The sequence below is a fragment of the Actinophytocola sp. genome (assembly GCF_035712165.1).
Lineage (GTDB): Bacteria > Actinomycetota > Actinomycetes > Mycobacteriales > Pseudonocardiaceae > DASYTH01.
On the sequence record NZ_DASTBH010000520.1, the window covers coordinates 1 to 11,744 of the forward strand.

Here is an 11,744-nt window from a genome sequence, read left to right on the forward strand (position 1 = left end):
GAGTGGGGTGTTCCGCTGCGCGGCGAGGCGGCCCTCTACGAGCGGCTGACGCTGGAGGCGTTCCAGTCCGGCCTGTCCTGGATCACGATCCTGCGCAAGCGCCCGGCGTTCCGGGCCGCCTTCGCCGGCTTCGACCCGGCCGCCGTGGCCGCGTTCGGCCCCGCCGACGTGTCCCGCCTGATGTCCGACGCCGGCATCGTCCGCAACCGGGCCAAGATCGACGCCGCGATCAACAACGCCCGCGCCATCGCCGGTCTCGACATCCCGCTGGACGAGCTGCTCTGGTCGTTCGCCCCCGACCCCGCCGCCCGTCCGCGCCCCGCCACCCCGGCCGAGGTCCCCGCCACCACCCCCGAGTCGAAAGCCATGGCCAAGGAGCTCAAGCGCCGCGGCTTCACCTTCGTCGGGCCCACCACCTGCTACGCCCTCATGCAAGCCACCGGCATGGTCGACGACCACCTCACCACCTGCTGGCGCGCCACCCCCTGAGCGCCCGCATCACCGGCCGGTGAAGGTGGGCGGACGTTTGGCGACGAAGGCCGCGACGGCCTCGGTGTGGTCGGTGGTGGCGCCGGCTTCGGACTGGGTGCGGGCCTCGGTGGCCAGCGCGTTGTCGAGGGTGCCGGCGGCGCCGGACAGGAGCGCCTCCTTGATCTTCGCGTACGCGGTGGTGGGGCCGGCGGCCATGCGGGCGGCCAGGGCTTGGGCGGTGGTCAGGGTTTCGCCGTCGGCCACCACCTGGGTGACCATGCCGATCGCGAGCGCCGCCTCGGCGGTGACGGGGGCGGCCAGCAGCATCATCTCCATGGCGCGGCCGTAGCCGATCAGCCTCGGCAGCGTCCAGGAGGCGCCGGAGTCGGCGGTGAGGCCGACGTTGGCGAAGGCCATCAGGAACTTCGCCGACGACGCGGCGACCCGCAGGTCGCAGGCGTAGGCGAGGGACGCCCCGGCGCCGGCGGCCATGCCGTTCACGGCGGCGATCACCGGCTTCGGCATGCCGGTGATCGTGGCGATGATCGGGTTGTAGTGCTCGACCACCGTCGACAGCGGCGCCGGGTCGTTCGCGTTCAGCAGCGCGACATGCTCCTTGAGATCCTGCCCGCCGCAGAACGCCCGGCCCGCGCCGGTGATCACCACCGCCCGGACCGCCTCGTCCGTCGCGGCCGCCCGCAGCGCCGTGAGCAGGTCGTTCTTGAGTTGCAGAGTCAGCGAGTTGAACGCATCCGGCCGGTTCAGCGTGAGCGTGCGCACGCCGTCGGCGTCCTCGGTCAGCAGCGGGGCGTCGGTGGGCAAGGTGAACTTCCTTCTCTGGAGGGTCATGCGGTGGATTTGGTGCTGCGGCCGGCCTCGAGACAGCGGTCCAGGAACGTCTCGGCGGCCGGGGCCAGCCGGGCGGTGTGCCGGTCGAAGACCCCGGCGGCCAGCCGGCCCGGCCAGTCGTCGGGCAGCAACTCGGGGGGCAGCCCGGGGTCGTGGAACAGGAACCCGCGCCAGGCATGCAGCAGCCGCTGCGACTCGGCGAACGCCGCGGCCGGGTCCGAACCGTCCACAGCCGACATTCGCGGTTCCCATTCCCGCACGAAGGCGGTGTATCCGGCGCCGAGCGCGGCCAGGTCCCAGGCCGCAGCGGCCAGTTCGGCGTCCGAGCCGTGGTGCGCGCCGTGGAACACGGTGGCGGCGACGCCGTCGGCGGCCAGCAGGTCCGCCAGTTCCGGCGAGGGCCTGGGTGCGATCCAGGTGGCCGGCCCGAGCGGCGCGTAGCCGAGCAGCCGCAACGAGGAGTCCAGCCGCTCGCGGTCGGCGCGGCCGGGTGGCCCGGTGAGGACCACCACCTGCCAGCGTCCGTCCCAAGTGGACGGACGGGTGCGGTAGATGCGGGCCCCCGCCTCGTCCAGCCGGCGCTCCGCCCGCCTGGTCAGCGCGTAGCCCGGGCCTTCGGCCAGCCGGACCGGCTCCAGCCAGCCCTGCCGGACCATTCTGGACACGGCCGTGCGGATCGCCGGCGCGCCGAAGCCGAGCGGCTCGAGCAGCCGGACCAGGGCGGCGATGGCGGCCGCGCCACCTCGCGCTCTGAGGTAGCCGCCGTACACATCGAACAGCGCCGAACGGGCTCGCACGACATCCGAGTCTGTCAGCCCGCCGGCACCGGGCGCCACCTCATAGCGGCACGTCACGCGACACGCATTGATCGGTTCGATTTCACCGCCGCGACGCGATGGGGGAGAATGTCCTGGGCTTCGGCCGGGCGACCCGGCCGGAGTGGGAGGCACAGACGGAGGGAGCACGCTATGGCGGCCATGAAGCCCCGGACCGGCGACGGTCCCCTCGAGGTGACGAAGGAGGGTCGGGGCATCGTGATGCGCGTCCCCTTGGAGGGTGGTGGCCGGCTCGTCGTCGAGATGTCCGCGGACGAGGCGAACGCCCTGGGTGACGCGCTGAAGGCCGCCGCGGGCTGACCACCAGGTACCCGCGTTAGCTCGCTGCCCCGGTCCGCGTTGGGGTGCTCACGCACGGTCCAACGTGGAGGCCGGGGCAGCCTTGTGTAAGCCCCGGGAGGAAGTCGACGTGCCGACACCATTGCCCGCTCTCCCCACCCCCTTGCCGGACATCGAGGTGGACGTACAGGCGCGCGGGCCGGCCGCGGTGATGTGCCGTCCCGGGCAGGACGGTCCGCCGCGCATCGGGCCTGGTGGCGGCGGCATCACCGAGGAATGGATCGCCGCGGCCGGGGTGACCGGCAAGGCCGGCGAGGTCCACATAGGACCGATGGGGGCGGCCGCCCGGTGGGTCGTCGGGCTCGGGGCGGGTGGTCTGGCCCAATGGCGCGGCGCGGGCGCGGCGCTGGTCCGCGCGGTGCACAGCCGGCTGGCCGCCGACGCGGACGCCGGCCGGCGGCCGGACCGGGCCGCCTCGGTCTGGCTGCCCGCAGACGCCGAACCGGCCGAGGTGGCCGCACTGGTCCGCGGGCTGTGCCTGGGCGGCTACGAGTTCAAGGTGGCGTCGGCGGCGCCGAAGCCGAAGCTGCGCACGATCCGGCTGGTGGTGGGGGCCGACCGGCAGGCCGAACTGGCCGGGATCGCCCGGCGGTCGGCCACGCTGGCCGCGGCGACCGCGCTGGCGCGTGATCTTGCCAACACCCCGTCCAACGTGAAGGACCCGGCGTGGCTGGCCCGGATGGCGACCCGGACCGCCGGCGGGGTGGCCGGCCTGCGGGTCGAGGTGCGCGACGAGCACTGGCTCGCCCGGCACGGCTTCGGCGGCATGCTCGCGGTCGGCGGCGGGTCGACCCGGCCGCCCCGGCTGGTCGAGCTGAGCTGGCACCCGAAGGGCGCCACCACCCACCTGATCCTGGTCGGCAAGGGCATCACGTTCGACACCGGCGGCATCTCGGTGAAGCAGGCCGAGGGCATGCACCTGATGCGCACCGACATGGCCGGCGGCGCGGCGGTGATCGCCGCGCTGGCCGCGCTGGCCCGGTTCGCGGTGGGCGTGCGGGTCACCGGCCTGGTGGCGTGTGCGGAGAACCACATGTCCGGCTCCGCCTACCGGCCCGGCGACGTGGTCCGGCACTACGGCGGGCGCACCACCGAGGTCACCAACACCGACGCCGAGGGACGCATGGTGCTGGCCGACGCGCTGGCCTACGCCGTCGCCCGCCTGCGGCCGGACGTGCTGGTGGACGTGGCGACGCTGACCGGAGCCATGAAGGTGTCGCTCGGCATGCGCACCGGCGGCCTGTTCGCCAGCCACGACGACCTGGCCGAGCGGGTCCGGCGGGCCGGCGACCGGGTCGGCGAGGCGTGGTGGCGGATGCCGCTGCCGGACGACATGTCCAGCCTGGCCGCCGAGTTGGCCGACGCGGTGCCCAGCGACATCGCCGACGTCCGGCAGTGCCCGCCGGGGCCGAGCGGGATCACCGCGGCGGCGTTCCTGCGCGAGTTCACCGCCGGGCTGCCCTGGGCGCACCTGGACATCGCCGGCCCGGCCCGGGCGGACAAGATCTACGACGACGTGGTGCCCGGCGCGACCGGGTTCGCCGCCCGCACCCTGGTCGAGCTGGTCAGCTCCTACGCGGTGCCCAACTAGTGCGCGCGCGATCGGATCTGCGGGGCAGGCCGGGGTCCGGGCGCATTGTCGCCCTGGCAGTTGAGCGGCCTGCCACCACACGGTCGGATGCGCGCTAGCCGGCCAGCACCTCGGTGTAGATCTCGACGGTCTGCCGGGCGGCGGCGGTCCAGGTGAACTGCTCCGCCGCACGCACCCGCCCGGCGGCGCCGAGCTCGGCGGCCCGGGCCGGGTCGGCCAGCAGCCGGTTGACCGCGTCGGCAAGGCCCTGCCGGAAGGCCTCGGTGTTCTGCTCGTCGTAGGGCACCAGCAGGCCGGTCCGCCCGTCGTCGACCACCTCCGGAATGCCGCCGACGTCGGAGGCCACCACCGCCGCCCCGCAGGCCATCGCCTCCAGGTTGACGATGCCGAGCGGTTCGTAGACCGACGGGCAGACGAAAACCGTCGCGTGGCTGAGCATCTGGCGCAGCTCGGCAGGCGCGAGCATCTGCTGGATCCAGAACACCCCGGGCCGCGCGCCGGACAGCGTCGCCACCGCCGAGCCGATCTCCTCGGCCAGCTCCGGGGTGTCCGGCTCGCCCGCGCACAGCACGAGCTGCGCGTCCCGGTCGATCCGGTGCGTGGCGGCGACCAGGTGCGCGACGCCCTTCTGCCGGGTGATCCGGCCGACGAACACCACGACCGGCCGGCCGGGATCGATGCCGAACCGGGTGAGCACGTCGGTTTCCGGTACCGGGTGGTAGAAGTCGGTGTCGATGCCGTTGTAGACCACCCGAACCCGGTCCGGGTCCAGCTCCGGGTAACAGTCCAGGACGTCGGCCCGCATTCCCTTGCTCACCGCGATGATCGCGTCGGCGCCGGCGTAGGCGGTGCGCTCCACCCAGGAGGACAGCCGGTAGCCGCCGCGCAGCTGCTCGGCCTTCCACGGCCGGCGCGGTTCCAGCGAGTGCGCGGTGATCACATGCGGAACCCCGTGCAGCAGCCGGGACAGCTGGCCGGCCATGTTGGCGTACCAGGTGTGCGAGTGCACCAGGTCGACCCCGGCGGTGGCCGCGGCCATGGACAGGTCGACCGACAGCGTGCGCAGCGCCGGGTTGGCGCCCTCGAGTCCCGGCGCCACCGGGTGGTTGCGGGCATCCGGCCGGGGTTCGCCGAAGCAGTGCACGTCGACGTCGACGAGCTCGCGCAACCGGGGGACCAGGGCACCGACGTGAACGCCGGCGCCACCGTAGATGTCGGGCGGGTACTCACGGGTCAACAGGCCGATACGCACGGCCAGAACCTTAGGCGACAACGGGCATGGCCGCCCCGGACCGGGTTAGGGTGGGTTGTGCACGGCCAGCCCAAGGTGCTCGGAATCGTCCTCGCTGGTGGCGAGGGCAAGCGGCTGTGGCCCCTGACGGCCGACCGCGCCAAGCCGGCGGTGCCGTTCGGCGGCAACTACCGCCTGGTCGACTTCGTGCTGTCCAATCTGGTCAATGCCGGGTTCCACCGGCTGTGCGTGCTGACCCAGTACAAGTCGCACTCGCTGGACAAGCACATCTCGACCACCTGGCGGCTGTCCAGCGTGCTCGGCCAGTACATCACCCCGGTCCCGGCCCAGCAGCGGCTCGGCCCGCGCTGGTACACCGGCAGCGCCGACGCCATCTTCCAGTCGCTCAACCTGGTGCACGACGAGAAGCCGGACCACATCGTGGTGTTCGGCGCCGACCACGTCTACCGGATGGACCCGGCGCAGATGCTCGCCCAGCACGTGGAGACCGGCGCCGGGGTGACGGTGGCGGGGATCCGGGTGCCGCGCGCCGAGGCCAAGGCGTTCGGCTGCATCGACTCCGACGCGACCGGACGGATCACCCGGTTCCTGGAGAAGCCGGCCGATCCGCCGCACGTGCCGGACGACCCGGAGGTCACGTTCGCCTCGATGGGCAACTACATGTTCCGGACCAGCGTGCTGATCGACGCGCTGCGCGCGGACGCGGCCGACCCGGACTCCATGCACGACATGGGCGGCGACATCATCCCGATGCTGGTGGACGCGAACACCGCCGCCGTGTACGACTTCGACGACAACGACGTGCCCGGCGCGACCGAGCGGGACCGCGGGTACTGGCGCGATGTCGGCACCCTGGACGCCTACTACGACGCGCACATCGATCTGGTGTCCGTGCATCCGGTGTTCAACCTGTACAACCAGGCCTGGCCGATCCGTACCGCGACCCCGCCGCTGCCGCCGGCGAAGTTCGTCAACTCCGGGCACGCCAAGGAGTCCATCGTCGGTCCCGGGTCGATCATCTCCGGGGCGTCGGTGCACGACTCGGTGATCAGCTGCGACGTGACCATCGAGGACGGTGCGACGGTCGAGGGCAGCGTGCTGCTGCCCGGGGTGCGCATCGGCAAGGGCGCGACGGTGCGGCGGGCCATCCTGGACAAGAACGTCGTCGTGGCCGACGGCGCGCGGGTCGGGGTGGACACCGAGGCGGACCGGGACCGGTACACGGTCAGCGCGGGTGGGGTCGTGGTGCTCGGCAAGGGCGTGCGGGTCGAAGATCTCACGCGCTGACCCCGGCCTATTTCTTGGCGGCCACCAGCATCCCGTCGCCAAGCGGCAGTAGCAGCGGCACCAGCCGGTCGTCGTCGCGGACCGCCCTGGCCACCTCGCGCAGCGCCATGGTCTCGGCGTCGCGGCGGGCCGGGTTGGCCACCTGACCGGAGGACAGCACGTTGTCGAACACGATCACGCCGCCCGGCCGCAGCAGCCGCACGCCCTGCTCGTGGTAGCTGGGGTACTCGAGCTTCGCCGCATCGACGAACAGCAGGTCGTAGGCCTCGTCGGTGAGCCGGGGCAGCACGTCCAGCGCCCGGCCCATGATCAGCCGGGTGCGGCCGGGCGCCATCCGGGCGTCACCGAACGCCCGCTTGGCCGCGGCCTGGTGCTCGGGCTCGACGTCGATCGAGGTGAGCACCCCCTCGCCGGCCATCCCGCGCAGCAGGTACAGGCCGCTCACGCCGGCCCCGGTGCCGATCTCCACGACCGCCTTCGCGCGCAGCGCGGCGGCCAGGAACTGCAGGACGGCGCCGCCTTCGGGACGGACCGGCGCGCATCCCAGCTGGACGCCGCGCAGCCGCGCCGAGGCCAGCACGTCGTCCTCGACGAGGTAGGCCTCGACGTACCCACGCAACGCGGCCGCGTCGGTCGCCGGCGGATCGGGCGTCACGGACTGTGAGATTAGCGGTCACCAGCCGAAAAACCGTTCACGTGGACCGGTGCGTCGGTGCGCCGCGTGCGGGCGATTCTCAGTCGGCTCTCAGGCGGTTATCACTAACGTCATAACCACGGCGTCGATAGTTCAGTTCAAGCGGTCGTGCCGTGCGTCGGGGTCAGGGGAACAAGGTGGACATAGCACACGTTGAAGCAGGCAGCGGACGACAAGAGTTTGCGGAGGTGGGTACCCGCTCGATGATGCTGGCACATTCTGAGACCGCGCCCGAGGTGACGCCCGGCGAGCAGCCGGACTGGACGCCGCCATCCTGGGACGAGGTCGTGCGTGAGCACGCCGATCGGGTGTATCGCCTGGCCTACCGCCTCACCGGCAACCCCCATGACGCCGAGGACCTCACCCAGGAGACGTTCATCCGGGTGTTCCGCTCGCTCGCCTCGTACAAGCCCGGCACCTTCGAGGGCTGGCTGCACCGCATCACCACCAACCTGTTCCTGGACATGGCGCGCCGGCGGTCCCGGCTGCGCATGGAAGGGCTGCCCGAGGACACCGACCGGCTGGCCGGCGACGACCCGAGCCCGGAGCAGGTGTGGTCCGAGACGCACCTCGACCCGGACCTGCAGGCCGCGCTGGACGAGCTGCCGCCGGAGTTCCGGGCCGCCGTGGTGCTCTGTGACGTCGAGGGTCTGTCCTACGAGGAGATCGGGGCCACGCTCGGGGTTAAACTCGGAACCGTGCGCAGCAGGATCCATCGTGGCCGTCAGGCGCTGCGGGCGTCGTTGGAGCGGCGTAGGGAACGTGCACTGGAGGGTTCGGCATGACCGACCGGCGCGGCAGCGGGTGGGGCCTGCCGGAGCAGCACCTGATGCCGGACGCGGTGGTCGCGTTCGTCGACGGCGAGCTGTCTCTGACCGCCTGTGACCGCGCCACGTCGCACATCGCCCGCTGCCCGTACTGCGCCGCGGAGATCACCGCGCAGCGGCAGGCCCGAGCGGCCGTGCAGTCCGCCGACTCGCCCCCGGTTCCGGCCGGCCTGCTGGCCTCGCTGCGGGCTATCCCCCAGGAGGTCGAACTGCCGGGCTCGCCGGACGGGCTCGCGGTCACCGAGGACGGCCAGCTGGTCGCCGTGCAGCGTCCGGACCGGGCGGGTGGTGTCCCGTTCGGCACCAGCGTGCCGTTGGGCTCCTCACCCAAGCTCGGTGAGGGTCGCGCGGTGCTCGGCCGGTTCGGCCGGCGCACCGCCCAGGGCGCCGGTGTGGTGGTGTCCGGCCTGGTGCTCGGGGCGCTCGCCCTGGTCAACACCGGTGCGGGCACGCCGAGCGAGCAGAGCGAGGACGCGCCAACCGACGAGCGTCCGGCCATCAACGTGCAGCCGGTGGGTTACGTGGCCCACACCCTCGGCCTGATCGCGCCGCGCTGAGCGCCGTTCGGCCCGACCACAACGGCAACTTCACCATGCGACCGGCAGGCTGGTAGGCGATGAGCGAGCCGTCGACCCCCGAGCCGGGCAAGCCTGTTTCCGGCACCGATTCCACTCCGGCCCCGGAGCGCCTCGGGCCGCGCCCGCTCGACCGCACCCCGGCCGACCCCGCCGCGGCCGCGGTGTTCGGCCGGCCGAAGGGTGTGGACGGCGCCTTCGCCGCGCCGGAGCCCGGGCTGCTCGGCGCCCGTACCGCGTTCGCCGGCCTGAAGACGGCGCCGCCCGTGCCGGAGGCCCTGGCCACGGCGTTTCGCCGGCCGCCGGGAACCGGCGAGCCGCTGCAGCGCCCGCCCGGGGCAAGCCAGGACGCCGATGGCGCCGAAGAGCCGTTGTGGAACACGAACAACGGCGACGAGTCGTGGCGCGACCCGGCCGCGGGAGCGGTGATCGGGCCGCCCGCGGTCGACCAGGACACCGACTCGGCCGGCAAGCCCGACCGACCGTCCGGCACGCTGCTGAGCCTGCCGGAAGTGATCTTCGGCCGGCGGGTGAAGCCGACCGCGCTGGTGCTGCTCGGGGTGATCGCCCTGCTCATCGGCTCGGCCGGGGGCATGGTCGGCTGGCTCGTCGCGCGCGGTGGTGACGTGCTGACCAGCGACGTGACCCTGGCCGAGGTGCGGCCGGGCAAGGAGCGACCGAGCGGATCGGTGGCCGACATCGCCAAGCGGGTCGCCCCCGGCGTGGTGTCCATCGAGGTCAAGAGCGGCACCAGCGGCGGCACCGGGTCCGGTGTGATGATCGACGGCCAGGGCTACATCGTCACCAACGACCACGTGGCCACGCTGGCCGGGCAGGCCGTGGACAACCAGAAGCTGACCGTGGTGTTCACCGACGGCCACCGGGTGGACGCCAAGCTGGTCGGCCGGGACCCGAAGACGGACCTGGCCGTGCTCAAGGTCGAGGTGACCAACCCGACCGTGCTGCAGCTCGGCAACTCCGAAGAGCTCCAGGTCGGCGACGCGGTGATCGCCATCGGCTCGCCGCTCGGCCTGGAGAACACGGTCACCGAGGGCATCGTCAGTGCGTTGCACCGCCCGGTCGTGGCCGGTGGCGAGAACGGCGACGACCCGGTCGTCTACGACGGCATCCAGACCGACGCCGCGATCAACCAGGGCAACTCGGGCGGGGCGCTGGTCGACACCACGGGCGCCCTGGTCGGGATCAACTCGGTGATCCGGACCGCGGACGGCAGCAGCGGCAGCATCGGGCTGGGCTTCGCCATCCCGGTCAACGCGATGCGCTGGATCACCGAGTCGCTGATCAAGACCGGCCAGGTGAAGCACGCGGATCTGGGACTGGCCGCGCGCTCGGTGTCCGCGGACACGGCCGAGGGCGCCCAGGTGGTCGACGTCTCCGACAACGGCCCGGCCAAGCAGGCCGGTCTGGCGGAGGGCGACGTGATCCGCAAGCTGGGTGACCGGCTGGTACGCAACATGCCCGAACTGGTCGTCGCGGTTCGGGACCACCAGCCCGGGGAGACGGTGCCGGTGGTGTTGGCAAGGCAGGGACGCGAGCTCACGATTCAGGTGACCCTGGGTTCGGACTGAGCCGCTACGCTGGGGATCGCGAGGGTTGGAGGTGGACCGGGGTGTTCGACAGCATTGGATGGGCCGAGATCCTGGTTCTGGGATTCGCCGGGTTGTTCATCCTGGGCCCGGAACGGTTGCCGTCGGCGGCGGCGTGGCTCGGCCGCAACATCCGCAAGATGCGGGAGTTCGCCAGCGGCGCCCGGGACCAGCTGCGGGAGGAGATGGGCCCGGAGTTCGAGGAGCTGCGCAAGCCCCTGCAGGACCTGCAGCAGCTGCGCAGCTTCGACCCGAAGCGCGCGGTGGCCCGGCATCTGTTCGACGACGACAACGGCTACACCAACGGCGGCACCAAGCCCAACGGCTACACGCCGCCGCGCCAGACCGACCCGCCCGCGCTCTCGGCAGGCGAGAAGCCGCCGATCGACCCCGACGCGACTTGATCCGCCTCTCCTGAGCCGCCTCTCCGGAATTTTGTGCGGCGGTTGCGTGCCAGCGAACGGTGCGGGCGTGTGGTGGATTGTGGCTGGGTGCCGCCACGGTCCCCTGAGGTCGCTGTTGGCGGGCGCGGACTTCCTATAAGGGCTAGCGGCCGGCTGGCGTGACCGAAAGCATTCGGCCGGCCAGGCCGCGCGCGCGGGTGGACAGCCGGGTGGCGATCTCCCGTAGCACCACCGCGGCGGGCGCGTCCGGCTCGCTGAGGACCAGCGGGACACCGCTGTCGCCGGACTCGCGCAGCCTGGGGTCCAGCGGCACCTGGCCCAGCATCGGCACCTCGGCGCCCAGCGCGCGGGTCAGCGACTCGGCGACGGCCGCGCCACCGCCGGTGCCGAACACGTCCATCCGGGTGCCGTCCGGAAGCTCCAGCCAGGACATGTTCTCGATCACGCCGGCCAGCCGCTGCCGGGTCTGCAGGGCGATGGCTCCGGCCCGCTCGGCCACCTCGGCGGCGGCCTGCTGCGGGGTGGTGACCACCAGGATCTCGGCGTTGGGCAGTAGCTGCGCCACCGAGATGGCCACGTCCCCGGTGCCCGGCGGCAGGTCGAGCAGCAGGATGTCCAGGTCGCCCCAGAACACCTCGGCCAGGAACTGCTGCAGCGCCCGGTGCAGCATCGGGCCGCGCCAGACCACCGGGGTGTTGCCCGAGGTGAACATCCCGATCGACATCACCTTCACGCCGGCCGCCTGCACCGGCATGATCATCTTCTCTTCGATCCGGGTCGGCCGGTCCGTGGTGCCGAGCATCCGGGGCACCGAGTGGCCGTAGATGTCGGCGTCGACCACGCCCACCGACAGGCCCTTGGCGGCCATCGCAGCGGCCAGGTTGACCGTCACCGAGGACTTGCCGACCCCGCCCTTGCCGGACGCCACGCAGTACACCCGGGTCAGCGAGCCCGGCTCGGCGAACGGGATGCGCGGTTCCTCGGCGTCTCCGCGCAGCGACCGGCGCAGCGT

At 72.6% G+C, this 11,744-nt stretch carries 13 protein-coding genes; 8 read left to right on the forward strand and 5 right to left on the reverse strand.

Translation table 11 applies throughout. The annotated features are described in order from the left end of the window. On the forward strand, nt 1-489 hold a 489-nt coding region (locus tag VFO68_RS29450; RefSeq protein WP_325161671.1), incomplete at its 5' end, for a DNA-3-methyladenine glycosylase I. 9 nt (nt 490-498) lie between these two features. Here the strand turns inward: VFO68_RS29450 and VFO68_RS29455 are convergent. Both VFO68_RS29455 and VFO68_RS29460 read right to left on the reverse strand, forming a co-directional pair. Then, nucleotides 499-1,293, reverse strand: coding sequence for an enoyl-CoA hydratase-related protein (locus VFO68_RS29455; RefSeq protein WP_414635600.1), 795 nt, complete (start codon nt 1,291-1,293; stop codon nt 499-501). A gap of 23 nt (nt 1,294-1,316) precedes the next feature. After that, complete coding sequence (locus VFO68_RS29460) at nt 1,317-2,117, reverse strand: PaaX family transcriptional regulator C-terminal domain-containing protein (protein WP_325161673.1); 801 nt, start codon at nt 2,115-2,117, stop codon at nt 1,317-1,319. A 171-nt stretch (nt 2,118-2,288) separates the two neighbouring features. Between VFO68_RS29460 and VFO68_RS29465 the strand changes: the two genes are divergently transcribed. Next, on the forward strand, nt 2,289-2,456 hold the full coding sequence (locus tag VFO68_RS29465) for a DUF3117 domain-containing protein (protein ID WP_012783412.1): 168 nt from the start codon (nt 2,289-2,291) through the stop codon (nt 2,454-2,456). Between the two features lie 109 nt (nt 2,457-2,565). Then, nucleotides 2,566-4,086, forward strand: a complete 1,521-nt coding sequence (locus VFO68_RS29470; protein WP_325161674.1) for a leucyl aminopeptidase family protein — start codon at nt 2,566-2,568, stop codon at nt 4,084-4,086. A gap of 94 nt (nt 4,087-4,180) precedes the next feature. On the opposite strand, the gene glgA is transcribed toward VFO68_RS29470, so the two are convergent. Beyond that, entirely contained in the window at nt 4,181-5,338 is a 1,158-nt protein-coding gene (gene glgA / locus VFO68_RS29475) for a glycogen synthase (RefSeq protein WP_325161675.1), read from the reverse strand. 57 nt (nt 5,339-5,395) lie between these two features. On the opposite strand from glgA, the gene glgC reads away from it, so the two are divergent. Further along, on the forward strand, nt 5,396-6,625 hold the full coding sequence (gene glgC / locus VFO68_RS29480) for a glucose-1-phosphate adenylyltransferase (RefSeq protein ID WP_325161676.1): 1,230 nt from the start codon (nt 5,396-5,398) through the stop codon (nt 6,623-6,625). A gap of 7 nt (nt 6,626-6,632) precedes the next feature. Here glgC and VFO68_RS29485 read toward each other — a convergent pair whose 3' ends face one another. Next, nucleotides 6,633-7,280, reverse strand: a complete 648-nt coding sequence (locus VFO68_RS29485) for an O-methyltransferase (RefSeq protein ID WP_325161677.1) — start codon at nt 7,278-7,280, stop codon at nt 6,633-6,635. Nucleotides 7,281-7,522: 242 nt separating this feature from the next. Here VFO68_RS29485 and sigE point away from each other — a divergent pair, with 242 nt between their 5' ends. The 4 genes from sigE to tatB are packed head-to-tail and all read left to right on the forward strand — an operon-like array spanning nt 7,523 to nt 10,732. After that, nucleotides 7,523-8,104: an RNA polymerase sigma factor SigE gene (gene sigE, locus VFO68_RS29490; protein ID WP_414635599.1), complete on the forward strand. Its 582-nt coding sequence runs from the start codon at nt 7,523-7,525 to the stop codon at nt 8,102-8,104. Next, the gene (locus tag VFO68_RS29495) at nt 8,101-8,703 is read left to right on the forward strand and encodes a zf-HC2 domain-containing protein (protein WP_325161679.1); all 603 of its coding nucleotides are present in this window, start codon (nt 8,101-8,103) and stop codon (nt 8,701-8,703) included. Before sigE ends, VFO68_RS29495 begins: the two co-directional genes overlap by 4 nt. Before the next feature lie 59 nt (nt 8,704-8,762). Continuing rightward, nucleotides 8,763-10,310: a S1C family serine protease gene (locus VFO68_RS29500; RefSeq protein ID WP_325161680.1), complete on the forward strand. Its 1,548-nt coding sequence runs from the start codon at nt 8,763-8,765 to the stop codon at nt 10,308-10,310. A gap of 41 nt (nt 10,311-10,351) precedes the next feature. After that, nucleotides 10,352-10,732: a Sec-independent protein translocase protein TatB gene (gene tatB / locus VFO68_RS29505; RefSeq protein WP_325161681.1), complete on the forward strand. Its 381-nt coding sequence runs from the start codon at nt 10,352-10,354 to the stop codon at nt 10,730-10,732. Nucleotides 10,733-10,874: 142 nt separating this feature from the next. On the opposite strand, the gene VFO68_RS29510 is transcribed toward tatB, so the two are convergent. Next, a partial coding sequence (locus tag VFO68_RS29510; RefSeq protein ID WP_325161682.1) for an Mrp/NBP35 family ATP-binding protein occupies nt 10,875-11,744 on the reverse strand: 870 nt, incomplete at its 5' end.